A 25,905-nucleotide genomic window follows, 5' to 3' on the forward strand; every position below is an offset into this window, starting at 1 on the left:
ATGACTTGTGTTTGTACAACCCCGCGCCTGTGACTTGATCCGTGTTAGTGGGAAAGTAGATTGGTATCCGTCAATAGATCCGGAAGCTACAAGAGGATTCAACTAGAAATATAAATAATTTTTGTAAAAAACACACGTTTTTCAATTACAATGAGTGTAATTGCACGTGTGTTTTTATGTTGAAAAGGATGGGTGAACAAGATGCAGCGCATATTGCTTATTGAAGATGATCATTCGATCAGTGAAATGGTCGATCATTATTTAACAAAAGAAGGGTTTGAGGTCGTGCTTGCTTTTGACGGAGAAGAGGGCGTTCGCTTGTTTCAGCAGGGCAATTATGATGTGATTCTGCTCGACATCATGCTTCCTAAACTGAACGGGATGGATTTTCTGAAATTGATCCGTGAACAGAGCAAGGTCCCGGTTTTAATGATTTCTGCAAAAGACGGGGATGTCGATAAAGCGCTGGGGCTGGGTTTTGGTGCGGATGATTATATTGCCAAGCCGTTTTCGATGATCGAACTGACCGCAAGAATAAAAGCCGCCATTCGGCGCGCAACGCAGTATTCCGCCAGTGAGCCGGCAAATCAAAAACTACGTATTCACGAGCTTACGATTGATATAGAAAATGTATCCGTACAAAAAAATGGTGAACCGCTTCAGCTGACATCAACGGAATGGAAGATGCTGACCTTGTTTGTGACAAACCCTAAAAAAGTATTCACAAAAGAACAAATCTATCGTTCGGTTTGGAATGAGGATTATTTTGGCGATCAAAATATTATTAACGTCCATATGAGGCGCTTGAGGGAAAAGATAGAGGATGATCCTTCCTCTCCGCAATATATTAAAACACTTTGGGGCATCGGTTATAAATTAGGAGAGTTTTAGCATGATAATGTTATGGATTGGCATGCTGATGATTTTGGCTTCTCTCAATATCGTTCAATATAAAATGAAAAAACAGCGGGACCAAAACTTGAAGTACATCACGGAAAAGCTCAGTATGATGCTAAATGAGCAGGCGGCTGATCAAATTTTATTAGGAACGGATGATAAAGTACTGCGGGATCTGCTCGTGCAAATGAACCTGTTTGTTGAGGAGCGTCAACGCATAACAGCCCGCTTTGCAAAAACGGAGCAGTCAATGAAACGAATGCTGACCAATATGTCCCATGATCTGAAAACCCCGCTGACTGTTGTGCTCGGATATATCGAGGCGATTCAAAATGACTCGGATATGGAGGAAGAAGAGCGTGAAAGGCTGCTGGAAAAACTTTATCAAAAAACAGGAGAAATCATTCAGCTGATGAATTCTTTCTTCGACTTGGCCAAACTCGAATCAGAAGATAAGCAAATACTGCTCACGAAAATACATATTAACGAAATATGCAGAAAAAACATTCTCCAACACTATGATGCCGTTCAGGCAAAAGGTTTTAAAGCTGTCATCGACATCCCGGATACCCCGGTTTATGCACATGGAAATGAAGAAGCGCTTGACCGGGTTCTGCAAAACCTTTTATCAAATGCGATTCAATATGGTGCAGATGGAAAGCTGATCGGATTGTCCCTTACATATGATGACACGCAGATTGTTATTACGGTTTGGGACCGTGGGAAAGGGATTGGCGAGTATGATCAGCAGCGGGTGTTCGAAAGGCTGTACACCCTTGAGGAATCGAGAAATAAAGCGTTCCAGGGAAGCGGGCTCGGCTTAACAATTACAAAAAGGCTCATTGAGAAAATGGGAGGGGGCATCTCTCTCCAAAGCAAGCCGTATGAACGGACAGCGTTTTCCATCACGCTAAAACGAATGACCTATTAGCAAACGTAAGAATTTCTTAAGAAACAAGAAATAAAAAAGACAGCGTCCATCGCTACAATAGACACATAGCAAAGACAGGAAAGGGGAAACAGAGTTGACTTACATCGTACAAACAAGCGGGCTTACCAAGACATTCAAAGGTCAAGAAGTTGTGTCAAATGTAAGCATGCATATACGAAAGGGAGAAATATACGGTTTTCTCGGCCCGAACGGAGCCGGGAAAACGACCGTCATGAAGATGCTGACGAGCCTCGTAAAACCGACAAGCGGGGAAATCAATATTCTCGGGCATAAGCTGACAAATCAATCATACGAGATTCTCGGCAAAATAGGCAGCATGATCGAATACCCGATTTTTTATGAAAATCTGACAGCCAATGAAAATTTAAATCTGCACTGTGAGTATATGGGATATCACAATAAAGCGAAGATTCAGGAAGTGCTGGACATGGTGAATTTAAAAAATATCGACAGCAAACCTGTCAAAACATTCTCGCTTGGTATGAAGCAGCGTCTTGGAATCGCGCGTGCCATTCTTACCAAACCCGACTTGCTCATCTTAGATGAACCGATTAATGGCCTTGATCCCATCGGGATTAAAGAAATCAGAAACTTATTTCAAGTATTGAGCAAAGAATATGGAATGACATTGCTCATCTCAAGCCATATCCTGAACGAAGTAGAGCAGATTGCAGATACAATCGGAGTGATTCGGGACGGCAGGCTTGTTGAAGAAGTATCGATGGAAAGCGTAAGAGGCCGGAACACAGAGTACATTGAACTCGTGACGCCGAATCAATTGCGGGCTTGCTTTGTGCTTGAACATGAGCTTCAGATTGCTAATTTTAAAATACTAAATGATAAAACGATCCGAATTTATGATGCCGAAGCTTCTCAAACAGCCATTTCTAAAGCTCTGATTTTGAATGATATAGAAATTGAGTCCATGAATAAAAAGCATACTTCGCTTGAGGACTACTTCCTCAGCTTAATCAACGGCAATGCGGCCAGCGCATAAGGAGGCGGAGACACTTGCTGAATTTATTGAAAATCGAAATGAAAAAGATGAAGCTTGGCTGGTATGTACGCGGAGCCGCCTTTGCCAATTTCATCATCCTCGGTTTTCTGTGGATGGTGACCTTCACAGAAGGCAAGGATACGTTCCAAACGATTGATGAAACATTTCTTGTGATCGGCACTTTCGTCAGAGCGGTTTTTATCATTTTCGGAGCCGTGCTGATTTCAAAATTAATCATTTCAGAGTTTAAAAACAAGACAATACTTGTGATGTTTACGTACCCGATCAACCGAAAAAAACTGCTGGCTGCTAAACTGCTGATCGCAGCCGGGCTGACTTTCATTACGATATTGATATCAAATGCATGCGTTGCCGCTGCTTTTTTTCTGCTGAATTCAATCTATGGGGTCATCCCCGGCGAATTAACAGCTTATATGGTTTCTCAGCAGGCTCTGAAAATGATCGTTTTTGCTTTTGGCGCCGCAGGAACGAGTTTAGTGCCCATCTTTTTCGGAATGCGGAAGCACTCCGCTGCGGCAACGATCATTTCGTCTGTCGTGATCAGCATGTTGATCAGTTCCACAAGCCCGGACTTTTCCATTTCTTCAATTGTTTATATTCCTTTATCTCTGGCCGCTGTCGGTCTGATTTTTTCCTTTTTGGCAGTAAGGCGGATCGAAAAAATAGATGTATTTTAACGGAGTTGAAGTTCAATGCTGAATTTAATTAAATTGGAGTTTAAAAAAACGAAACTAGGGTGGTATTACAAAGGTGCAGTGATTGCAAATCTATGTATACTCGGTTTTTTATGCCTGATCGGATCGGAGGAAAAAAATCTTACTCAAGACCAAATGGCGATGGCTGACGCGGGATCCACGCTGCTGCTTCTCGGAACTTTTGTAAGGTCTGTGTTTATTGTCTTTGCAGGCGTGCTGATTGCCAAACTGATCATCGGAGAGTATAAAAACAGAACCATCACGGTCATGTTTACATATCCGGTCAGCCGAAAAAAACTGATCGCCGCAAAACTGCTGCTCACCGGCGGATTGACCTTCTTGACAATGATCGTGTCCGAACTGATTCTTGCGTTTATTTTCTCGCAGCTCAATGATGTCTATCAATTCAGCCCGGGAAAACTGACGCTGCAAGCCATTGGAAATGAGATTGGCAGTATGCTCATTTACGCTGCTTCTTCGACAGGGTTGAGTTTTATTCCACTATACTTTGGGATGCGCAAACAATCCGTTCCTGCCACTATTGTGACATCCTGCATTTTGATTGCGCTGATCGGTCAGCAAAGTCCTGGATTCTCAATTGCATCTATTATTTATATTCCTGTTTCATTGGCTGTACTCGGGATTGTTATTGCGTTTTGGTCGATCCGAAAAATTGACCGGGAAGATGTATTATAATGGATCAATTATATAGTGAAGGTGCAAATTGACGGATTCCAGGCATTTACCTATACTTGAAGAACTGAAACAACAAGGAAAACGGGTGAACATGTCATGGAATTTGAAATTCGCTATATTTCTTTTTACGTCATTCAGGTCGACGGCAAGGATGAGCAGGCCAACAAGCAATATAAACATTTTCAGACGCTGGATACAGAGGAATTTGAAACCAGCGAACTGAAGGATTTCTTAGACGGGGAATTGAAAAAAATCGTGAAGCGGAAAGCCGAACGCCATCCGAAATCAGAGCAGGTGCCGACGAAAATCGGCCGCTTCATCACAGAGCCGGGGCATGAGCTTGATTCTAATCCGAACTACAATCTGTTTCACAAAACAAAACTGGCGGAGACAAAGGAAGAATTCAATGAGCTGAGCGAACAGTTCGTCCGCACATACCTCGACACGAGCGCCGTCAGGGGAGGCGTTTTTTTGGTGGCGACAGCCGTACCGCGCAAATACTTCGATGATACATTTGTCTTTGTCATGAAGTGCGACTTTGAACCGAAGGTCGCTTCGATCGCCGATGAATCATCGCTGATCCGCAAGGTCGAAATGGCGATCACGACGAAAAACATGAAATCGATCCAGTATCCGCACATGCCTGAAGAGGGCATGACAGAGGAAAGCGAAGTGAAAATCCACCAGGCCTCGCACGCCCGCTACTTTGAAGACTTCTTAAAATTCGTCGAGTACGGCGAGTCGATGCCGGAAATCATGAAGTCCCAAGTGATGAACATGGTGCAGGAGCATGTGTACGAAGCATTTGAAGACAAAAGCGAAGAACTCCAGCAGTTTGAACATGATCTCGAAATCTGGGAAGCGAGCGAAAAGCGGGAGATTCAGGAACGCCTCGACACCCATCAAGTCATCGAAGCCTCCGCCCAGATCGTTGAGCATATGCCTGAGGCAGAGCTGAAAATGAAGCTGGGAGCAACCGAGATTAAAGGACTGCTGGCTGAATTCGGAGATTCGATCCACCTTGCCAAGGTAAACGGGCACTATGTCGCGCTGATAGAAGCCGAGACGATTTCCTTTGAAAAGGGCAGTTCTCCGGTGGAATTTTATAAACCTGAGGGACTGCATGAGGTGATTGAGCGGATACGGAATAAAAGTGACAGGGAAGATTAGAAATAAGGAAAGGCATCCGTTTTTTCGGATGCCTTTTGATTTTTCATCCAAATTGATGAGGGTGCTATGTAAATTACTGTTTAATAAGGTTAATATAAACATAATCAAGCCGATATAGGGATTATAGAAAGAATTGAGGAGAGGTACCCAATGCGTCTCAATAGTCAATACATCCGTACACAGCTGATGATTCAGAATATGTTGAAAAGGAATGCGGCTGATACAACTGTAAAAAATGTCTCTTCCGATATCACTGCCTTTGCGAAGAAGGCCAGCAGTCAAGCAGGAAGACCATCGAAGGAAAATTTGAGTAAGCTGAACTACTCAAAGGACAGTATTGTGAATCATGCCGAAGCTTTTAGGCGGGCATACGAAGCAGCAAATGATCAAACTGTGGAAGAAACGAAGATCAATGCCCAAAACCCCTATGAGTCAGAAAGTGATATCAGGAAAAAAATCTTAGATGAAAAATACAGCAAAATCAATGCAATGAACAAAACGAAACCTGATCCTTTAGGCTATATTAAGGATAAATACAAAAATTCCAATTCCCCTTATTTCAGAAATGACCTGTCGGCAGCAGAAAGACAAGCTGCATATGACAATGAAACTGAGTGGCTGTTCAAAGGAAAAGCGCAAAACTATAATATGCAGGATGCCGCGTTTCGAAATGTGAATTTTAATGGGGAAGTAGAGGCGGAGAATGAGAAAATATATCAGCGCAGCCAAGTCAACAAACAGCTTCAAGCGCTGCTGGATCAATATCATATTGCCATTCCTGCGGATACGGCGCTCACCTTTACAATTTCACCGATTGATTATCAAGTAAAAGTGAGCGGAACAGATGATGAGCAGCTCATCCATCAACTTGAACATATATTGCAATCAGGAGAAAACAGCAAACAGTTATTTCTGCATATCATGAAAAGCTTGAGCAGCGATTCAGCCCAATATTCCAAAGAAGCGCAGCAAAAGTATCACACGGTTCGCGAGATATATGAGGTGACAGGCTATCACCTGAAGGACTTGGAAGTGGTTGATGGCCGATATGTAACACCTGACGGCCGTGATTTGTTAGATGTGTATAAAGAAGAGCTGGAGAAGGACCCTGTCCAAAAGAAAACGGCTCATTTCGCAATCGCTCATTATGGAGCAGAGCTGAACAGACTTGCAGAAGCCGGATATGATTCTGTTCCGGATTTTATCTTATCTATTGACTACAGCAACGGATCTTTGCGGGATACAGGGCAAAAGAAAAGCTATGGAACCGGGGATACGGCTTGGCTAAGAGAATTAAAGCGCCGAACGGGTGTTAATTATTAGTTAGGCAGGAACATATGGGTTTCCTCTATCAGTTTGATTTTCTTAATAATTGAATTTTGCGTTGCGGGTCACCCTGCCACCTGTTAAAATAAGGATAACTTTAAAGAACGGAGGGATTTCCCAAATGGCATACATCAGATTCCGATTGAACTTTGTCCTCGCTAACTAAATCGTGAACAAAGTCTCTGCCTGTGTGCAGGGTAATCGGGATCAGTCTGCCTGTTTTTAGGGGACCCTTTATGCAATAACAGAGGGAGAGGCGTGGATTCCAGCGCCTCTTTTTTTGCCTTTAAAAATAGCTTATCTGAAGCTTGCCTTCAGTTTATTTGTCATATCTTTTTCCGTTTACTTTCCAGCGCAGGCAGACGACCTGTGCTTTTTTTTATTAAAAACCTTCAGTAAAGGGGAAAATCGTATATGACAATTGTAAATGAACAAATTGAACAAATATTAAAACTTGCGGAAAAACACGGCCTTCGGCTGAAACGAAAGCATGCGGAAATCAACGAGTCCGGCATGGATTTTCAAGTCGTCTTTGCCGAAGATGAAGCAGGCAAGAGATGGGTCTTGAGAAAACCGCGGCGCGACGATGTGATTGAAAGAGCAGTGTATGAAGGGAAAGTGCTGAAGCTGCTGCAAAACCATCTTCCCGCCGCTGTGCCGGATTGGCGCATTCATACTCCCGAACTGATTGCATATCCGGAGCTTCCGGGGGTTCCTGCCGCGGTCATTGACATGGAGGTGAAGAATTACGTATGGAACATGGATCATGAGCCTCCGGCTGAAACCTTTGTCAAGTCATTGGCGAAAACGCTCGCGCTATTGCACAGCATTGATCATAAAGCCGCAGAAGAAGCGGGCATGCATGTGATGAATCCGGATGGCGTCAGGCGGTCAAAAGCAGAGCAGATGGAACAGATCAAAAGAGAGCTCGGGGTTAGCGGCGAGCTCTGGGAAAGATGGCAAAAGTGGCTGTCCGACGACTCGTATTGGCCTGAACATACTGCGTTTATCCACGGCGACTTGCATCCCCCGCATATTTTAATTGACCAGCATCAGAGCATAACTGGGCTGTTGGATTGGACGGAAGCGAAAATCGCCGACCCGGCAAAAGACTTTCTTTTATACGAGACGATTTTAGGAGAAGCCGAAACCGCCCGGCTCATCTCTTATTATGAAAAAGAAGGGGGCCGGGTCTGGCCGCGGATGAAAGAGCATATTACAGAATTGCAGGCCGCCTACGGCATCGAAATCGGCATGTTCGCCCTGCAGACAAAACAAGAAGAGCACTTGAAGATGGCGCTGGACGCGCTTGGGGTCAGACAATAAAAAAAGGGCTGTCGATTTCGATCGACGGCCCGTTTCACATCATAATTTTTTCAATTATAGCAAAAAAAACCTTTTTTTCTTTCTCTGACAATTTGCCGAAGAGCTTGTCGATCAAGGCCTGGCGGTTTTCCACCATTTGTGCGGCGATCCTCGTTCCTTCTTGCGACAGTTCGATCCAGACGGTGCGCCGGTCATCGTTATTTCTCGATCTGATCACCAAGCCCTCTTTCTCCAAATGGTTCAGAGCTGTTGTCGTTGCTGATGGAGACAGGGCGACCTCCTGTAAAATCTCCTTTATTGTACATGTTCCGTGTCTGTAAATGATACGCAAAATAAACCCTTTGCCGCTCGTGATACTTTTCGGAATCGTTTCTTCGTCCAATTTCTTTGAAGACCGCAAATATTTCGTGAAAGCATGATCCAATAGATTCGCTTCAATCCGATGGTGATTCATGAAGGTTTCCTCATTTCCGACATCGTGTAGTAGATCAGCAATTTTATGCTGGTCAAACAAACATAGGTCTATTTTATCATAAGCGAATGCTCCGCAAAAAACGATTTTATGAATTTTAACATGAGTCATTTAATTTCTTTTGTTATCAATTCATAAAGATAATAATTCTATTATGAAATAGTTTTACAATGGATATATTTTGTTTTAGAATGAATTTGTGCGTCACATAATCTCACCAGGTTTTGTGAGAAACAATGAAAATTTGGAGATGAAAATTTTGAGTACACTTCAGCAATTAATCAATCATCATATGGAAACGTCAGATGGGTTGGAAGCATTGTCCGGAGGAGATCGAACGTTTACGTTCAAAGCGTATCATCAACGGGTGAACCAGCTGGCTCATTATCTGCTGGAGGAGGGTGTTCAAAAAGGAGACCACATCGCGGTTTTATGTAAAAATAATCATCATTTTCCCGTCATTTTGCTGGCGTCTCTTAAAATCGGGGCGACAGTCGTGCCGTTAAGCTGGCAGCTGACATCGTATGAATTAAAAGGAATCTTGAACAACTGCCGGCCGAAGGTGATGTTTTATGACTTGGAATTTGCCGATATACTAACGCCGCTCCGCGAACAGCTTCAGTTCTGCCTGATGATTGAAGCGGGTGCGGGAATGAACACGACTGAACAGTTTGAGAGCCTATTTAAAAACAGGCCGCTGGAGGTGGAGGCCGACCAGGTGACCGAGCATGATTTGGCTTTAATGCTGTTCACCTCGGGCACGACCGGAAATCCGAAAGGCTGTATGGTCAACCACGGCAGTCTGGCCGCATACTTGACAGAGGTGAACGTGAAATCGAAACAGCTGAAAGGCATGCGCTTTTTAGCGAGCCATCCGCTTTATCATATGAGCTCGCTCAACCATGTTTTTCAGGCGGCTTTTGAAGGAATTGGGCTTCATTTCTTATGGGACCCCGAACCGTTTGAAATCCTGCAGGAGATCGAGAAGAAACGCATTCATATGATGATGGCGTTTCCTTCCGTCTACACTTACATGCTGGAGGAAATGAAAAGACATCCATTCGACCTGTCGTCTGTGAAAATGCTTGTCTCCGGCGGCACCAAGGTGCCGGCGCGGCTGATTAAGGAGTACAATGACATGGGAATCCTGATGGTGCAGGGGTATGGCAGCACAGAAGCATGGACGGTCAGCGTATGGCGGCCTGACATGGGCTGGGATAAAGTCAATTCAGCCGGCAAGCCGATTCCGCAAGTCAGCATAAAAATCGAAGACCCTGATACACATGAAGAGCTGCCAAGGGGCGAAGTCGGAGAAGTCGTCGTCAAAAGCCCGTATGTTTTTGAAGGGTATTACCAAAATCCTTCCGCCACGCAAAAGGTGCTGAAAGACGGCTGGTTTTATATGGGGGACTCCGGCAAACTTGATGAAGACGGATTTTTATATATTACCGGCCGGTATAAAGACGTCATTGTCTACGGAGGCGACAACATTTATCCTGACCAGGTGGAGGAGATCATCGATCAAGTGCCCGGAGTCGTCGAATCGGCCGTCATCGGCGTCCCGGATGAAATGTACGGGGAAGTTCCGAGGGCGTATGTGGTGAAAAACGAAAGCTCCGGCCTTAAGAAGGAGGACATTATCGCGTATTGCAAAGAGCGCCTGTCCGACTATAAAATTCCTGAAATCGTTTTTACCGACAGCCTTCCGAAAAACAGGCTCGGCAAAATCGTCAAAAAAGATTTGCGCGAACTGGCTGTTAAAGGACAGTGAGCGCAGTAACAGAAAGCTTATCCAGCATTGGATAAGCTTTTTTTGCTGCCGTTTTTTGTAACGTTTTCCAATGCTAAACCCACTACAACAGTAGGAGGTGTTGACAATTGAAATCGAAATGGAGTGCGATGGTGATATGGACCGGTCTTTTATTGTTGGCCGGATGCGGAGTGCACAAGGAGGCCGATCCCCCGCCCGTCAGATCCGCGCAAAAAACGGACGCCTCGTTATCTGAAGCTGAACAGCGGTTTGCGCTCGCATTGTTTCAAGACATGATAAAAGAGGAAGGAAGCCGGAAAAACATCTTCCTCTCGCCTTACAGTATTCACCAGGCACTTGTGATGACGGCAAACGGTGCCGCGGGAGACAGCAGAAAGGAACTGCTCGGCACTTTATACCTCAACCAGACGGATATGACATCGATCAACAGGATGTCACAATCTGTGAATCGTTCGCTAGAAACGCTGCCTCACGGCGAATTTTCATCGGCCAATTCGATATGGTCCAAAAGGGAGCTGAAAGAAAGCTTTCAAGACGCGATCAAAGGCCTTGGCGACGCCTATCAGCTTCATGATGATCCAAATCGGGCAGCAGAAGAAATCAACGGCTGGGTCAAAAAGAAAACGAAAGACCGCATTGATCAGATCGTTGACAAGGTCTCGTCGAATACGATTGCCTACATCATTAATGCCGTCTATTTTAGAGAAAGCTGGAAGCATCCATTTGATCCTCACATGACAGCGGAACAGCCATTTTATTCTGCGGACGGCTCCGCAAAAAAACACCCCATGATGACGCAGACAAACCGCTTTCCTTATCTGGAAAACAAACATTTTCAAGCCGTCAAGCTTCCTTTTCAAGACGAAGGTCTGTCATTGGCTGTTTTTCTGCCGAAAAAAGCGGCAAATCTTGAACAGCTTCTAGCTGGCATGACGTATGATCAATGGCGCGCCTTGCATAAGGGCTGGACGATGAAACAGGTGGAGCTCAAGCTGCCGCGCTTCTCATTTCAAACAGACTACATGTTAAATGAACCGCTTAAACGGCTTGGAATGAAAACCGTGTTTAGCAGCGCGGATTTTTCAAATATGTTTGCCGGAGAAGGCGCCGCTCAAATTGATAAAGTCAGACATAAAACATTTATCAAAGTAGATGAAGCGGGTACCGAAGCATCCGCGGCAACGGCGGTTGAGATCATCGAATCAGCTCCCGTCCCTGAAGTGACGATGACTGCAGACCACCCGTTTTATTTCGCGATTGTTGATGAAACATCCGGAATGAACCTTTTTGTGGGCAGTGTGGCAGAGCCGTCGGATGAGTAAACTTGGAAAAAAATCTATTATTTTATAAAATATTCATTAAACTTCCAATTCAATTACCGATATAAGGAAGGGAGTTCCTTTATGGTGATGAATAAACGGGAGGCAATGACAAATGAAAAAAGTTTGTTTCTTTTCGTGTTCAGTGTGTTTTTGATGGCGATTCCAGCATTTTCGGCTTCGGCAAATGTTTACGAAGATGAGTATGAACCCAACAATTCTTTCGCTGAGGCTTACGATTTAGGATTGTGGAAATACAAGACGATTTCGGCGACGATTCACAGCGAAAGCGATAAAGATTATTACAAATTTTACGCGACAAATGGAGAACAGCTTGCCATTCACCTAAAGAACATCCCAGCAAATACAGACTATGATCTTTACTTATTTAAAGATTCTTACGGCTATCCTGCAGTAGGATCTTCTGAAAGAACGGGAAACCAAAATGAAATCATCCGCTTGGATGTTCCGGAGACAGGCCGGTACATTGCGGTCGTCACGTCTAAAGACGGTTCATATGACGGTTGGGGATTTTACAGACTTGAATTTATCGACAGAATGAAGAGCGGTGCTTATACGGCGAATTTGTCTCCATCATCCATCTCAAGCCCGGGACAGGGAGTCGTTTCTCCGGTTGCCGCCGTCAATCTTGCCAATGTCTCGGCCATTCCCGAAGGAGCGACTGTGAAAAGCGTTTCCGCCGAGGGAACCATTTCTCCGAGCCTCGGACACACCTACAGGGAAGTTCTGAACAAGGAAGAAGGCGTTTGGCACACATCGGTTTCCGGCGGCACACTGTTTCCGGATCTAAAGCCTGAACTTGCGCTTCCGGTCAAAACGACATGGAATGTGAGATACTATTCGCTCGCTTGGAGCAGTTCAACATGGAGATCGCCGCAGCTGAAGATCAATTATCAATATGATTCAACATACGGCTGGTAAACAGATCCAAATTCCGTCCGATATAAAAAGTAATCGAATGTAATTGGCATGAAAGGAGCTCCCATGAATATTAGAGACAGGGTAAAACTTTCGCTTTATTCCGAGCAGCTGATGAAGCCTGCCGCCGCGGAGATGCCGGCTAAGACTACAGGTTCCAAGAGAATGGTCGGCAGCCAAACAGACACCCTCTCCATCAGCAAACAGGCTGAAGCGGCTCAAAAAAATGCACCGTCATTACGATCACAAATGAACGGCGTTCAATTTGAGATCTATAATCTTTATGTGGACAGGCAGCGTTTGAACAGCCAGATCGATGAGACGCTGCGCGAGAGCGGAATTTCTCTTTCCGAGAGTGAACATCTGACATTGCATGTAGACGGAAATAACCGGATTATAGTTGAAGGCATCGAAGATGAACAAAAAAGAACCCGGATCGAAGCCGTTTTAAATAACAGTGATAAACGGTTTGGCGCCCGTCTGTTGAGCCATGCGGAATTGATCGGTGAACAAAATGGAACGCCGCTGGATAAAGAAGCTTATGAAAAATGGCATGTGAATGAGTTTTTGAAAACGATTGCCGGTCTGTCTTTGGCTGATGTCAGTTTGGATGAAAAAGGAGAGCTTGAAGGCGGAAATGAGAGGCTCATCAGAGTGATTGACTCTGCCAAAGACCCGAAAAGCGACTTGGAGAAGAGCTTTCAAAACATGCTGAAGAAGCTGAAGAATGTTCTGGTGAAAGGGCCGGACACCATTGCGGACAGATCGGCTTCTTTCGGATATGCCGGCGGAACGCTCATCGATCTCAATGTATCAAAAGGATTCTCCGCGGGCCAGCTGAACGAGTGGCTGGATGATCCGTTTCTTAAAGAAGTCTTGCTGAACAATTCTTAAAAGACCTGGCGAAGCAATTTTGCCGGGTTTTTTGTTTGTATAAAAAAAATTTCAAATTTCGCATTGACCCTCACGTTGCGGGATACTTTATAGTCGATATTGAAGGGAGGTCAGATAAATGAAAATGAAAGTAAAGGAAGTGGCCGACTTAGTCGGCATCAGTGTGCGCACACTGCATCATTATGATGAAATCGGATTATTAGCTCCGTCGGAGACGACCGAAGCCGGGTATCGGCTGTATTCAGATGACGATCTGGAAAAGCTGCAGCAAATCCTGTTTTTCAGAGAGCTTGACTTCCCTTTAAAAAAGATTAAAAGCATTCTTGAGAACCCTTCATTTGACAGGAATGAGGCGCTTCAGCTCCATCGCAAAGCGCTGCTGGAGAAAAGAAGCCGGCTTGACCAAATGATTGCGACAATCGATAAAACGATCCAATTCGCGAAAGGAGAAATCAACATGACAAACGAGGAAAAATTCGCGGGATTTGATTTCAGTCAAAACCCGTATGAGGAAGAAGCGCGGGAACGCTGGGGCGATGAAGCCGTCGACAGATCGAAGGCCTATATCGAATCCATGCCCGAAGGTGAACGGAAAAAGATGGAACAGCAATATGATGCCATTTACAGAAAAATCGCCGCCCTCAGAAAAGGCGCCTCAGACTCAGAGGAAGCACAGGCGGCTATAAAGGAATGGTACGACTTTCTGAACAATAACACCGGCCACAGCTATTCGCTCGAAGCTTTCAAAGGTCTGGGACAAATGTATGTCGCTGACGAGCGCTTTACGAAAAACATTGATCAATACGGCGCCGGCTTGGCGAAGTTCATGTGCGACGCCATGACGGTGTTTGCTGACAGGAATAAGGAATAATCGCTGGAAACCGCCTGATAAGGTCGTGAAATGACCTTTTAGGCGGTTTTTTTAATTTTAATGTGAGCTATTCCTTTTGGGCAATAGCCTGTGCTCACTTATTTGATTTGCAGGGTAAATGCTGTGTTTGATTTGTGTCGAATCTTCTAATATGTTATTATATCGTCAGTCGATATATCGTAAGGCGATGTAAAATAAGGAGGCGAATGATTTGAATACACACTTTACCGGGATGTTATTTGTTTTGAGCGGAATTTTTTTATTAAATTTAGCGATTTTATCAGGAATAAACGGTGTATGGTGGGGACTAGCTCTTGGCGGCAGCATCATTTTCAATCTAATAGGTGTTGTACTGCTCATGAGATATATAAATGAAAAACGCCATACTTAAAATGAGGTGCGAAAAGTGAAGAAAAAAACGGCGGAAAGCTATTTACCGCTTACGCAGGCTACGTATTACATATTATTGTCATTAACTCAACCATTACATGGCTACGGCATTATGCAAAGGGTTGAGAGCATGAGTGAGGGTGAGGTCAAACTAGGGCCTGGCACTCTTTATGGTGCACTAAGCAAACTCGAAAAGCAGGGGCTGATTAGAAAGGAAGGCGAATCCGGCGATAATCGGCGAAAGCAGTATATTTTAACGAATGAAGGATGGCAGGTGATTGAACTCGAATTTAAACGCCTATCCAAATTGGTGGCGATCAGTCAATCTATTTTTCAAAAAGAGGGAGATACAAGTCATGAGTAAAAAAAGAAAGCGTAAATTCCGTTTTTTTCTTGCTTGGCAAGACCGGAAGGAGGAGAACTGGCTGAATGAAATGGCAAAACAGGGGTGGATGTTAAAGTCCTTCTTTTTATTTATCTATATATTTGAAAAGACAAAACCAAGCAATACAGTATATCGGCTCGACTATAAGACAACATCAAACCTGGATCAGGAAGAATATATTCATATATACGAGGATGCAGGCTGGAAGCATGTGACACAGTTTTTAAATTGGCATTACTTTGCGGCTGATCCCAGTCAAGTTCAAACAAATGCGATTTATACAGACCGCGAATCTGAAGCAGAAAAATATAATGGCTTACTAAAAGTGCTGTATGCTGCATTTGCCAGTGTATTTCTCAGCTTGGGACTACCGCTTCTCGTCATAGGCATCCCTGGATATTTTTATTGGATAGCAGCATTCAATCTCCTTGTTTTGTGTCTGTTGACCGTGTGTATATTAAAGGTTCGTAAAAAAACAAGAATTTAATGCTGATTGACACATGCTAATTTTCAGAGTAATATATTTTTTACAAATCATGTACGGTTAAACGATATTGAGGAAGAGCAAGTACGTGTCAGAGCATGGGTTTAAGAGAGTCGGTGGCTGGTGTGAACCGATGCCCTTCTGACGCCGAATGGGCTTCTGAATCGCTTCGCTGAAACGGACAGTAGGCGGAGCCGGGATAGTTCTCTCCGTTATCAAGAGAAGCGTATCGAAAGGGCTGACTGTTCCCTTTCCGTATGTTCCAAGCGAATCGTTGATGCGATTAATAAAGGTGGTACCGCGAGACCCTCGTCCTTTTGTGACGGGGGTTTTTTGTATTTTTAAGGAGGTGGTGGCCATGGAGGAAGGCTGGCCGGAGTGGCCGCATCATATTAAACGGAAACGGAGGTGTGATGGTAAATGGTGATTGCAACGGACGATTTGGAAACGACATGTCCAAATTGCAATGGAAGCGGAAGAGAAGAGCCGGAGCCTTGTCCAAAATGTTTGGGAAAAGGTGTGATTTTGACGGCCCAGGGAAGCACATTGCTCCATTTTATAAAAAAACATATCCACGAATAAAAAGGACGGGTGATACGAGTTGAGTCGAGCAGAGAAGAGTACAGCTGAGCAGAGCGGCCATATTCAAAGCGGCGTTCGAAAAGCGGCCGGGGTCGTTTTTATGGTCTTTGGGACGATGTGTTTTGCTTCAAAATCCATTTTTGTCAAATGGGCTTATGAACAAGGTGCACAGCCGGAAGCGGTGCTGTTGTACCGGCAATTATTTGCGGCGCCGCTGTTTTGGCTGATTTTTGTTGTGTATCGTTCAAAGCTTCCGGCTAAACCAGAAAAAGCGGAGATTTTTAAAGCTTATGCGGCCGGATTGCTTTGTTTTTTTCTGTCGCCATTGCTTGATTTTATCGGCCTTCATGATGTTTCGGCAATCGTTGAACGGATGATTGTGATGAGCTATCCCATGTTCGTATTGATCATCGCTGCCTTTGTAAATAAAAAAATGATCTCGGGTCAAACGTTTGCTGCCATCTTGCTTGTGAATGCCGGGCTGTTCTTGGCTGTCGGCGGATGGGATGTGCAAGCATTTGAAGCGAACCTGTCAGGAGCTTTTTTGATCTTATTGTCCGCTGTCGCCTATGCGGTTTATCTTGTTGTGGCGGGAGGTCTTGTCCGTCAAATCGGCGGGATTCGGATGAATGCCTATGGAATGTCGGCGGCAAGTCTTGCGATGGCCGGTTATGCGCTGTTTCGCGCAACAGGAAAACAGCCGGGAATCCTGCTTTCTTATCCTCCCGCAATGTATGGTTTTTTTATGATCATTGCGGCGGTGACGACGGTCATTCCTTTTTTATTCATGCTGGAAGGCATGAAGCGGATAGGAGCGGAGCGGGGAGCCGTCATTTCTATGATCGGCCCCGTTCTTACCATCTTCGGAGGTGTTTTGTTTTTAAACGAACGTTTAACATCCATTCAGTGGCTGGGGTGCTTCCTTGTGCTCCTGACCATCAGTCTGCTGGAATACCGGAAATAGAAAAAGGGGTTCATATCCCTTTTTCATTTCTGTTTTTTGACAGTATGTCCGACCGTTTGAACGCCGCTTGGTGCAATGAAAAACGTCACTTCCTCGACGGTTTCGGGAGGATTGTGGGGGCCTGTATACGTCCTGTATTGAACCTTTGCAATAAATTCATATGATCCGTTGTTGAATTGTTTTTCGGCGGTCGTCCTTCCATAATTCACTCTCTCTACAGATACGATTTTTGCATCATATAATCCGTAATCTTTTTTCATGACTTTTTGTGCGTAAGGATCCAATAATGTAAGAATTAAATCTTTGACATCCCTTTCATTTGTCGTGTAGGCTGTGGTTTTTTCTGAGTTTATCCATAAAAAAGCGCTGCAAAAACAAATTGTGATCAGCAGTTTCTTCAGGGAGCTTGCCTCCTTTCTACGCTTCAATAATAAAGATAGCTTACTCAGTGTCGCCTGTTTTCATAACATAAGTTCTAGCCGCAAAATCGTGGACAGCTTGTTTCGTTTCTGAAAAAACGACGGTTAAATACAGCAGACCGAAAGCAATATGCACCCATGAGACGATGTAGCGCACGAAAGCCTGCCATAGCTTCATCCGTCAGCCTGTATCATCAGAAACAATGCGAATTCTAAAAAGTGCTCTTCCAATGTGCCCCGGAGCTTTGTCAGCGGCATCAAAAGCGGATACAAAAACGAATACCAGCAGTGCTGTTGCACCGACCTCAGGAGATCCGTCTCCAAATCAATGCGGATGAAAAGTGTAATCCGACCGCCAATACGCAATCGATCAACAATGCACCCGCTCTAACCCAAAAACCAGCGTATTGCAAAATGTATAACACCCTCTGTCATAAATGGATGATAAAAACACAGAACTAACTATTTTATAGTCTTTTTTTCTATTTGTCCTCTTTTATAAAATTTTACTTTTCAGCTAAATCATACTGATTTTCATTATCGGATTTCCCCCTCCTGAAAGTTTTGATAAAATAAATAAGTTGTAGTATAAGATACGGAGGTTTAAACGTGGGAAAAGTAAAGAGAAATATGCCTTGCCCCTGCGGCAGCGGGCTGAAATATAAAAAATGCTGCGGCAAAGCAGAGGGAGCGTTTCCGGCTGTCGCGGTGCAGGAATTGAAACAAATCCAGAAAGACGTCATGGAATTCGCTTTTACGGAACATAAAGACACAATCGATCAATTTCTTAATCAGTATTCTTTTCTGTCAGACTTGGATCAGTCTGCACAAAAGATATGTGTTTTTAATCTGGGCGTGTGGGGAGTATTTTCCCGGCCGTTGGCAGACGGAGGATTGACGATTTTCGAAGACTTTTTACAGAAAAAGGGTTCTTCGATTCTCAGATCGCAGACTAAGGAAGCCGTTCAATCGTGGAAAGACCTCTCCCCTGCGCTGCTGCGTGTGAAACATATAACAGATGGCGGCATTCGCTTTGAGGATGCTGTAACAAATGAAGAGCTCACTATAAGGATGAATGTGAAGCGGGAAGGGCCTTTTGTAGGCGAGTACGTGCTCGGCTTTCCGATCAAGATCGGAAGCCATACCGAGTTCTTCTTACAATTCACCATCTATCCTGCAAAAATGGCGGATGCTCTCAAAGACAGGTTAAACGATGCTTTAAGCCGTTTCACAGAAGAAGGCGGAACAAAAGAACAGCTGATGAGAGATGATTTTCATCATGTGTTAATGCAGCTTTGCCGTCAGGAAGAGAGTGCACCGTCTGAACAAGGGTCGGAAGACATCGAATGGGCCAATGAGATGGAGAAAGAAACAGCGCTTGTCTTTGAGAAAGGTATGCTTGACGAAGGACATTCTGAATCATTTGTCTCCTGGGCGGTCGGCCTTTGGAAATCGTATTGTGTTAAAAAAGCGCCGGTCATCAAGAAAACAGAAGCCTTTGCAGCTGCTTTGGAGTATTTTATCAATACGATCTCCAAATCGGAAAAATCGTTATCCCAGGCGAAGCTTGCAAAAAAATACGGTGTCAGCGCTTCGACTGTATCGAATCGTTTTAAAGATATTGAAGCCGTCCTGCAGGACGAACTGGATCATCATCTTGAGCTTATGCCTTCTTAAGGCAAAGGCCGCTAAACCTTTCGGGGAACCGGAAGGTTTTTTGTGTTTGATTCTGATTAAATCTTGAGAAAGGTATTTTAAGATATCGGTACCGATCAGATCAAACAAGGAGAGATTAAGATGAGTACAATTCTATTGGAAACAAGGCATCTTCAAAAAAAGTTTGGAAGGTCGCAAGCGGTCTCAGACGTCTCATTGTCAGTTAAAAAGAACAGTATTTACGGATTGCTTGGACCGAATGGAGCAGGAAAATCAACGACTTTAAAACTTTTAACCGGAATCTTAAACCCGACTGCCGGGGACATTTTGGTTGAGGGGCGGAAATGGAAAAGGTCTGTATTAAAAGACATCGGTTCTTTAATAGAATCCCCGCCTCTGTATGATAATTTAACAGCCTACGAGAATGCCAAGGTGCATGCCACATTATTGGGTCTTCCTGATGCGAGAATAACAGAGGTGCTTAAAACTGTTGATATGCATCATGCCGGAAAGAAAAAAGCGGGGCAGTTTTCTATGGGGATGAGACAGAGGCTGGGAATCGCCATCGCTCTTTTAAATCGCCCTAAATTACTCATACTTGATGAGCCTACGAACGGTCTCGACCCGATCGGTATACAAGAGTTAAGGGAACTGATCAGGTCATTTCCAAAGCAAGGGATGACGGTCATCTTATCAAGCCACATTTTGTCGGAAGTCGAGCAGATCGCAGACCATATTGGGATTATCAGCGGAGGATACCTCGGATATCAGGGGAAAATCAATAAGGGGGACGATCTCGAGCGGCTTTTTATGGATGTTGTCAAATCAACGCGGGGGAAAGAAGGCGGAGAACAATGATCGGATATTATGCGAAAGCGGAAAACCTGAAGTTTAAAAGAACATTTTCGAGAAAGATGATCTTCATTGTGCCTTTGATTAATATTTGCTTCGCCTTTTTAATGAATCCAGGATTCTTTGTAGCAGGTACGTATAATTGGTGGTCTGTCATCTTGATGCCGGTCATGATCGCCTTGCTTTGTGCATTATCACACCAGAAAGAAATGAAAGCGTCGAATTATAACGGCATTTTTTCTTCTCCCGTACATTTACATATGATCTGGTCTGCAAAAATAAGCGTCATTGCGCTCTATTCTTTAGCGTCTCAAGCTGTTTTTTTAGGGTTCATGGTTGTGATGCAGTTTGTCATTCCTCAATTTTCGAGCATTCATTTGACAGTCATTGCCGCGAATCTGCTGCTTTGGCTTACGACACTGTGGGAGATCCCCATCTGTTTATGGATAGCGCGAAAATTTGGGTTTATATCTGCCGTTTTGTTCAATATGCTGGGCAGTATCGTGTTGGGCATCATGTCGGCATCAAGTCCTTTTTGGTGGCTGAATCCGTGGAGCTGGCCGATCAGGGTCATGTGTCCGACAATTGGCATCCATCCAAACGGTGTGCCTCTTGAAAATGGCGATCCTTTAACAAGCTGGGCAGTCGTTCCTCCGGCTGTTGTTCTATCTATTGTTTTATTTGCTATTTTGGCGCGTCTGACCAGGCGGTCTTTTTCCCCTGCCGTTGATCGCAAATCGATAAAACGGGAGGCGGTTTGATTTGTTGCTATTTTTCAGATGCCTTGCGGCTGATTTTCAAAAAACAAAGCGCACATCTTTTATTTGGCTTCACTTGACCGTTCCGGTTATCTGTGCGAGTGTTTTTCTGCTTTATTTCTATAACAGAGATCATGATCCATATCAATTATACCGCACGTATTTTGAGGCAATTGCGATTGCCCTGCCGCTTCTGATTGGAATAGTGTGCGGAATGACGGCTTCATTAGAGGAGCGGGCAGGCCGTTTTCAAGTGCTGTTGGGCGGCACGGCGCCCAAATTAACGGCTTATTTAAGCAAAGTCACACTGCTTCTGTTCATGAACTTGTGTGCGGTATTCTTGGCTATTGGACTCTATGTATTGGGGCTCAAAGTTCTATTTCATGTACCGAACCTGACAATCGCCCTTTTTTTAGAGGCTGGGGCATGGCTGGCAGCCGGAAGTGTCACACTTTATTTCATTTATTTTCTGATCAGCTGCATATTTGGAATGGGGGCTTCGATTTTAATAGGCGGAGCAGGTCTTTTGATGACAGCCCTGATGAATACGGGATTGGGCGATGTCATTTGGAAATATAATCCTTGGGCATGGGGAATCAGGCTGACAGGGTATAAGGGGATTGACCGATTTGTTCAAATTGATTCGTCTCTGCGTTCTGTTCTAGACGGGGAAATCAAGCAGGGGGCTTTCATCATGGTGTTTGCTATAATAGCTGTATTCGCTCTAAGCATCGTTTGGTTTATCCGCTGGGAAGGAAGAAAAGCTTATGAATAATGAAAAAGGGTGGTCAGCAAGTGGCGAACATTTTGGCAGTAGATGATGAGAAAGATATTCTTGTACTCATACAAAATATTTTGCGCCGCGATCAGCATCAAGTTCATACATTGAGTCAAGTTAACGCCGAATCTCTCGACGTGTTTTCAGGGTATGATTTAATTTTGCTTGATGTGATGATGCCGGGGATGGACGGATTTGAATTATGCGAGAAAATCCGGCCGCTCGTAGATTGTCCGATCCTGTTTCTCACCGCTAAGACGGAGGAAGAGGCCATCGTTAAGGGCCTCCTGACTGGGGGAGACGACTATATTTCAAAACCCTTTGGGGTTCTTGAGCTCAGTGCGAGAGTAAATGCACACTTGAGAAGGGAAAGAAGAGAGAAACACGAGACTAAGCGGGTGATTTCCGGTTTTTTATTTCACTTTGACAGCAAAGAAGTATTTATTCATGATCAAAAGCTGAATTTAACAAAAAATGAATTCAAAATATGTGAGCTGTTGGCTCAGCATAAAGGACGAACCTTTACAAGAGAAGAAATTTATGATCATGTATACGGGCTGGAAGGCAATGCATTATACTCCACGATAACCGAATTTATCCGCACGATTCGGAAAAAATGCAAAGAACACGAAAGAGATCCGATCAAAACGGTATGGGGCGTAGGGTACAGATGGGAATAATCCGTAAAAAAAAGACGCTGCGCAGAGAACTGATCAAATATATGCTCACTTTGAGTTTCAGCCTGATCGCGATCACGGCTGTATATGTTTTGATCAATATGATCGGAATGAATGCAGGGCTGTTTTATCCTGCCAACTACCATGAAATCGAAGCTGAAAAGCTTAAGCCCAAGCTTCAATCGGCTGAACGGATAACGGAAGACATGATACCTGATACGATGCTGTATGCCATATTGGATAAAAAGTCGAAACAAAAGACAGCGGGAAATATGAAAGAAACGAATCTTTCCATTGTACGGAAAAAAATTGAGAGCAGGCCGTATGTCACCTTAAGTCAAAAAGGCTATATGATCATCGAACGCAAAGACGAGTATTGTGTGTTGGAGTATCCTTTGCGCGCTGAGTTTCGGTCTCCCCTGCTGAGACGGTTTCTCCCGAACTATGAGCTGACAAGCTTATGCATCATCATTCTGCTTCTAATTACGGTCGTTTTTGCGGTAACAACCCGATTTGCAAACAGGTTAAAAGATCATTTTCAAACATTAAACACCATCGCTGAGCAAATTAAAAAACAAAATTTAAATTTCACTCCGGAGTTTTCGAATATTAAGGAATTTGATCATGTGATCAGTTCCCTGATAGACATGAGGAATGCCCTTCAAGCCTCCCTCCGCGCGCAGTGGCACTTAGAGAAAACGAAAAAAGAACAGATCGGCGCATTGGCTCATGACATTAAAATTCCAATGACCATTATTAAAGGTAATGCGGAATTGCTGAGCTTATCACCGCAAAATCAAGAGCAGTCGGAATATATCAGATACATACTTGATGCGGGGCAAAAAATCGATCAGTACATTGACCAATTAATCCATTTGTCAAAAACGGAGGAAGCATTAAATATCGATTATAGAGAAAGTGCTGTGAAACCGTTAGTCGAAAGTGTTCTCAATGACACTGAAGCATACATAGGGAACAAATCGGTTGACATTGTGCTGAAGGAACAGAACCTTGAAGATAAAAAAGCACTGTTGGACAAACAGCTGCTTCATCGAGCGTTGATGAACATCATGACGAACGCTGCAGATCACACACCAGAAGGCGGGAGAATCGATTTTGAAGCTGTGTGTACGGATGATCAATTGATTTTCACAATCACTGACAGCGGAAAAGGATTTTCTCAAGAAGGCCTGCAGAAAGCTGCCGAGCTTTTCTATATGGAAGATAAAAGCCGGACATCGAATGGGCATTACGGTATGGGACTTACCTTTGCGCTTCGTGTTGTCAAGCTTCATCAAGGCGATTTATCGATTAAAAACGGTGAAGCGGGGGGCGGACAGGTGCAAGTAACCATCCCCCTCTGAGACCAGATCATCATCATTCAATGTCCCATTATGTCATCATCCCAAACCTTCCGACATCAGCCGGAAGGTTTTTTCGGTTCTCCCAGTTCCTGTTTCAAATATTGGTAAAGCTTTGCGTCCGCTTGTTTCAGCGGGAAAGACGCGGTTTTGCAAAGGATGCCGAAGGTTACGCTGATCGGGTCATCGCCGATAAACCGGACAATCGTTCCGGGAGGAGGAGGGGAGACGATGCTTTTCGGAATCAGGGCAACGCCGAGTCCAGCGGCAACATAATTTTTCAAAGCGGTCATGCTTCCAATCTCCATCGTGTTCATTTGGCTTCCCGGCAGCTCTTGAAACGCGATTTCGACTTTCTTCCGGTAGGTGCAATTGTTGGCTGTGATCAGTAGACGGTGCTCCCTAAGATCTTTCAGATGGATGTGTTCATTGTTTCCGGCGGGGTGTCCTTCAGGAAGCAGCACTACGAGCTCTTCAGCATATAGCGGTTCAAAATAAAGATCAGTTCCCATTGCCGGAGTCGAACAGACGGCAAGGTCCAGGCTGCCTTGAACCAGCCTTTCCCCCAATGTCGATGAGTTGGCGATATCTACGGAAACCCGGATCTTCGGATAATCCGCTAAAAATCTCCCCAACATCCGCGGCAAATCACAGCTCGCGATTGGTTCGACCGCTCCTAGACGGATATTTCCCGCTTCGCCAAGCAATAAGTCGGCCATATGATGTTGAAGGTGATCCATATTCTTGACAATATGGCTGCTTTCTTCAAAAAAAAGCCTGCCGGCTTCAGTCAGTCGGAATGTTTTCCCCCGCTCGAGCAATCGGATGCCGAGGTCTTCTTCGAGTTTTTTGATTTGCATTGTGACTGTGGACTGCGCATAATTCAGTTCTTCAGCCGCGCGGTTAAAGCTTCCGCAAGCCACGATTTTATGAAACGTCTTTAACGTTTTGAAATCCATCCCATCACCTCAAGTTCAATAAAATTGAATGAATCCTTCAAATGATTCAATTATACAAAATGATATAACCGTTATACACTATTAAACAATACAAAGGAGGAATAAATATATGCCATTTGTCAGGATGGATCTTTTAAAAGGGAGATCAAAAGAAGAGCTTCGCCGGATCAGCAGAACGGTTCACAAGGCGATGACGGAGACGATCGATGTTCCGGAAGATGATTATTTTCAGGTCATCACCCAGCACGATGAGGAAGAATTCTTTTTCGATCCCGGCTATATGAATATCGAACGGACGAAGGATTTGATCTATATTCACATCACAATGAAAGAGAGACCGGTCGAAAAAAAGCTGGGGCTGTATCAACGCATTGCAGAATGTTTACAAAAAAACGCCGGCATCCGCCAAGAGGACGTCATGATCATTGCGGCCGAAAACGTGAAAGAGAACTGGTCGTTTGGGAATGGAACAGCACAGCTTGCATCAGTTGAAAAGGGAGTGATGAAAAATGGAAATGAAAAATAAAACAGCCCTTGTCACAGGAGGCGGCACTGGGATCGGCAGAGCGGCATCGCTCGCTTTGGCAAACCGCGGCGCAGCGGTTATTGTCAACTATTCGCGTTCCGAAGCGGAGGCTGAAGAGACGGTTGGGATGATTGAAAATCAAGGCGGCCGCGCGCTCGCGATTAAAGCCGATGTTTCTAAGGTCAATGAAGTTCAAGGCATGTTTAATCGGGCGGCCCGTGAGTTCGGCACCGTCGATCTGCTCGTCAACAATGCAAGCATCACCAGGCATATCGAGCTTGATGACTTGGATGGAGCTTCTGAAGAAGTCTGGGATGAACTGTATGCGGTAAATGTCAAAGGGATGTTTTATTGCGCGAGAGCGGCGGCATCTTTAATGAAGCAAAATAAGCAAGGCGCCATCGTAAATGTCGGCAGCATCGCCGGACTGACGGGCTCAGGTTCTTCGCTCCCCTATGCCGTATCAAAAGCGGCGGTCCACGGACTGACGAAATCATTGGCGCATGCGCTCGCTCCGGATATCAGGGTCAGCTGTGTGGCACCTGGCGCTGTATCGACGAGATGGTGGGAGGGGAATGAAGAGAAAATGAAGCGGCTCAGCCAAAAGCTCCCGCTTGAACGGATCGCAAAGCCGGAAGATATCGCCTTGCTCATTTGCGCGCTGCTCGAACAAGAAACGGTTACTGGTCAAATCTTAACGGCGGACTGCGGCCAAACATTATAGCGGTTATAAGTCTATTGTCCTATTTCTATATGAAACCATTTACC

Annotated in this window: 30 protein-coding genes and 1 other annotated feature; of the genes, 26 read left to right on the forward strand and 4 right to left on the reverse strand. The window is 44.5% G+C overall.

The annotated features are described in order from the left end of the window. The first annotated feature begins 213 nt into the window (after positions 1-213). The 8 genes from M1D59_RS01500 to M1D59_RS01535 all read left to right on the forward strand — a co-directional run bounded on the left by M1D59_RS01500 (position 214) and on the right by M1D59_RS01535 (position 8,080). Positions 214-891, forward strand: coding sequence for a response regulator transcription factor (locus M1D59_RS01500; RefSeq protein ID WP_126430477.1), 678 nt, complete (start codon positions 214-216; stop codon positions 889-891). Position 892: 1 nt separating this feature from the next. Next, entirely contained in the window at positions 893-1,828 is a 936-nt protein-coding gene (locus tag M1D59_RS01505; protein WP_458117732.1) for an ATP-binding protein, read from the forward strand. Positions 1,829-1,922: 94 nt separating this feature from the next. After that, positions 1,923-2,846, forward strand: coding sequence for an ABC transporter ATP-binding protein (locus M1D59_RS01510; protein WP_095292799.1), 924 nt, complete (start codon positions 1,923-1,925; stop codon positions 2,844-2,846). A 14-nt stretch (positions 2,847-2,860) separates the two neighbouring features. Further along, positions 2,861-3,544, forward strand: a complete 684-nt coding sequence (locus tag M1D59_RS01515; RefSeq protein WP_458117733.1) for an ABC transporter permease — start codon at positions 2,861-2,863, stop codon at positions 3,542-3,544. Between the two features lie 15 nt (positions 3,545-3,559). Further along, positions 3,560-4,258 carry an ABC transporter permease gene (locus M1D59_RS01520; protein WP_268488821.1) on the forward strand — a complete coding sequence of 233 codons (699 nt, stop codon included), beginning with the start codon at positions 3,560-3,562 and terminating at the stop codon, positions 4,256-4,258. A 96-nt stretch (positions 4,259-4,354) separates the two neighbouring features. Next, the gene (locus M1D59_RS01525; protein WP_318602611.1) at positions 4,355-5,428 is read left to right on the forward strand and encodes a DUF3900 domain-containing protein; all 1,074 of its coding nucleotides are present in this window, start codon (positions 4,355-4,357) and stop codon (positions 5,426-5,428) included. A 150-nt stretch (positions 5,429-5,578) separates the two neighbouring features. Beyond that, positions 5,579-6,751 (forward strand): DUF4885 domain-containing protein, encoded by a 1,173-nt coding sequence (locus M1D59_RS01530; RefSeq protein ID WP_020450010.1) that lies wholly within the window; start codon positions 5,579-5,581, stop codon positions 6,749-6,751. 417 nt (positions 6,752-7,168) lie between these two features. Then, on the forward strand, positions 7,169-8,080 hold the full coding sequence (locus M1D59_RS01535) for a macrolide 2'-phosphotransferase (protein ID WP_128823249.1): 912 nt from the start codon (positions 7,169-7,171) through the stop codon (positions 8,078-8,080). Positions 8,081-8,114: 34 nt separating this feature from the next. Here the strand turns inward: M1D59_RS01535 and M1D59_RS01540 are convergent, their stop codons facing one another. Further along, positions 8,115-8,534 (reverse strand): MarR family winged helix-turn-helix transcriptional regulator, encoded by a 420-nt coding sequence (locus tag M1D59_RS01540; RefSeq protein ID WP_023857766.1) that lies wholly within the window; start codon positions 8,532-8,534, stop codon positions 8,115-8,117. A gap of 277 nt (positions 8,535-8,811) precedes the next feature. On the opposite strand from M1D59_RS01540, the gene M1D59_RS01545 reads away from it, so the two are divergent. From M1D59_RS01545 to M1D59_RS01590, 10 genes are all read left to right on the forward strand, one after another. Beyond that, the gene (locus M1D59_RS01545; protein ID WP_023857767.1) at positions 8,812-10,323 is read left to right on the forward strand and encodes a class I adenylate-forming enzyme family protein; all 1,512 of its coding nucleotides are present in this window, start codon (positions 8,812-8,814) and stop codon (positions 10,321-10,323) included. 107 nt (positions 10,324-10,430) lie between these two features. Further along, positions 10,431-11,645: a serpin family protein gene (locus M1D59_RS01550; RefSeq protein ID WP_101561658.1), complete on the forward strand. Its 1,215-nt coding sequence runs from the start codon at positions 10,431-10,433 to the stop codon at positions 11,643-11,645. Positions 11,646-11,726: 81 nt separating this feature from the next. Continuing rightward, a complete protein-coding gene (locus tag M1D59_RS01555; protein WP_458117734.1) occupies positions 11,727-12,584 on the forward strand; it encodes a PPC domain-containing protein in 858 nt (285 codons plus the stop codon). A 63-nt stretch (positions 12,585-12,647) separates the two neighbouring features. Next, on the forward strand, positions 12,648-13,475 hold the full coding sequence (locus M1D59_RS01560) for a DUF4885 family protein (protein ID WP_145929795.1): 828 nt from the start codon (positions 12,648-12,650) through the stop codon (positions 13,473-13,475). Between the two features lie 118 nt (positions 13,476-13,593). Next, a complete protein-coding gene (locus tag M1D59_RS01565; RefSeq protein ID WP_020450017.1) occupies positions 13,594-14,346 on the forward strand; it encodes a MerR family transcriptional regulator in 753 nt (250 codons plus the stop codon). A gap of 211 nt (positions 14,347-14,557) precedes the next feature. Further along, positions 14,558-14,737 carry a hypothetical protein gene (locus tag M1D59_RS01570; protein ID WP_023857771.1) on the forward strand — a complete coding sequence of 60 codons (180 nt, stop codon included), beginning with the start codon at positions 14,558-14,560 and terminating at the stop codon, positions 14,735-14,737. 15 nt (positions 14,738-14,752) lie between these two features. Further along, a complete protein-coding gene (locus tag M1D59_RS01575) occupies positions 14,753-15,100 on the forward strand; it encodes a PadR family transcriptional regulator (protein ID WP_020450018.1) in 348 nt (115 codons plus the stop codon). Next, on the forward strand, positions 15,093-15,608 hold the full coding sequence (locus M1D59_RS01580) for a DUF2812 domain-containing protein (RefSeq protein WP_020450019.1): 516 nt from the start codon (positions 15,093-15,095) through the stop codon (positions 15,606-15,608). The genes M1D59_RS01575 and M1D59_RS01580 overlap by 8 nt, the downstream gene beginning before the upstream one ends. 58 nt (positions 15,609-15,666) lie before the next feature. Next, positions 15,667-15,925: a binding site (T-box leader), on the forward strand. A 100-nt stretch (positions 15,926-16,025) separates the two neighbouring features. Beyond that, positions 16,026-16,187, forward strand: coding sequence for an anti-TRAP regulator RtpA (locus tag M1D59_RS01585; RefSeq protein WP_020450020.1), 162 nt, complete (start codon positions 16,026-16,028; stop codon positions 16,185-16,187). A 19-nt stretch (positions 16,188-16,206) separates the two neighbouring features. Beyond that, a complete protein-coding gene (locus M1D59_RS01590; RefSeq protein WP_145929796.1) occupies positions 16,207-17,151 on the forward strand; it encodes a DMT family transporter in 945 nt (314 codons plus the stop codon). A 23-nt stretch (positions 17,152-17,174) separates the two neighbouring features. Here M1D59_RS01590 and M1D59_RS01595 read toward each other — a convergent pair whose 3' ends face one another. Beyond that, the gene (locus M1D59_RS01595; protein ID WP_224146495.1) at positions 17,175-17,579 is read right to left on the reverse strand and encodes a DUF3888 domain-containing protein; all 405 of its coding nucleotides are present in this window, start codon (positions 17,577-17,579) and stop codon (positions 17,175-17,177) included. A 13-nt stretch (positions 17,580-17,592) separates the two neighbouring features. Further along, on the reverse strand, positions 17,593-17,748 hold the full coding sequence (locus M1D59_RS01600; RefSeq protein ID WP_224146494.1) for an RDD family protein: 156 nt from the start codon (positions 17,746-17,748) through the stop codon (positions 17,593-17,595). Positions 17,749-18,179: 431 nt separating this feature from the next. On the opposite strand from M1D59_RS01600, the gene M1D59_RS01605 reads away from it, so the two are divergent. The 6 genes from M1D59_RS01605 (at position 18,180) to M1D59_RS01630 (ending at position 23,655) form a co-directional block, all read left to right on the forward strand. After that, positions 18,180-19,247 (forward strand): YecA family protein, encoded by a 1,068-nt coding sequence (locus M1D59_RS01605; protein ID WP_023857777.1) that lies wholly within the window; start codon positions 18,180-18,182, stop codon positions 19,245-19,247. A gap of 120 nt (positions 19,248-19,367) precedes the next feature. After that, positions 19,368-20,084, forward strand: coding sequence for a lantibiotic protection ABC transporter ATP-binding protein (locus M1D59_RS01610; RefSeq protein ID WP_020450024.1), 717 nt, complete (start codon positions 19,368-19,370; stop codon positions 20,082-20,084). Then, on the forward strand, positions 20,081-20,839 hold the full coding sequence (locus tag M1D59_RS01615; protein ID WP_039073152.1) for a lantibiotic immunity ABC transporter MutE/EpiE family permease subunit: 759 nt from the start codon (positions 20,081-20,083) through the stop codon (positions 20,837-20,839). Before M1D59_RS01610 ends, M1D59_RS01615 begins: the two co-directional genes overlap by 4 nt. A gap of 1 nt (position 20,840) precedes the next feature. Beyond that, entirely contained in the window at positions 20,841-21,611 is a 771-nt protein-coding gene (locus tag M1D59_RS01620; protein ID WP_020450026.1) for a lantibiotic immunity ABC transporter MutG family permease subunit, read from the forward strand. Between the two features lie 20 nt (positions 21,612-21,631). Next, entirely contained in the window at positions 21,632-22,294 is a 663-nt protein-coding gene (locus M1D59_RS01625) for a response regulator transcription factor (protein WP_025810814.1), read from the forward strand. Next, positions 22,285-23,655 carry a sensor histidine kinase gene (locus M1D59_RS01630; RefSeq protein WP_095292808.1) on the forward strand — a complete coding sequence of 457 codons (1,371 nt, stop codon included), beginning with the start codon at positions 22,285-22,287 and terminating at the stop codon, positions 23,653-23,655. Before M1D59_RS01625 ends, M1D59_RS01630 begins: the two co-directional genes overlap by 10 nt. Before the next feature lie 56 nt (positions 23,656-23,711). Here the strand turns inward: M1D59_RS01630 and M1D59_RS01635 are convergent, their stop codons facing one another. Continuing rightward, positions 23,712-24,611: a LysR family transcriptional regulator gene (locus M1D59_RS01635; protein WP_020450029.1), complete on the reverse strand. Its 900-nt coding sequence runs from the start codon at positions 24,609-24,611 to the stop codon at positions 23,712-23,714. Between the two features lie 109 nt (positions 24,612-24,720). On the opposite strand from M1D59_RS01635, the gene M1D59_RS01640 reads away from it, so the two are divergent. Continuing rightward, entirely contained in the window at positions 24,721-25,137 is a 417-nt protein-coding gene (locus M1D59_RS01640) for a tautomerase family protein (RefSeq protein ID WP_224146493.1), read from the forward strand. Further along, a complete protein-coding gene (locus tag M1D59_RS01645) occupies positions 25,121-25,861 on the forward strand; it encodes an SDR family NAD(P)-dependent oxidoreductase (RefSeq protein ID WP_224146492.1) in 741 nt (246 codons plus the stop codon). The genes M1D59_RS01640 and M1D59_RS01645 overlap by 17 nt, the downstream gene beginning before the upstream one ends. Positions 25,862-25,905 lie beyond the last annotated feature (44 nt).

It is taken from the genome of Bacillus sp. PK6-026, assembly GCF_054161455.1.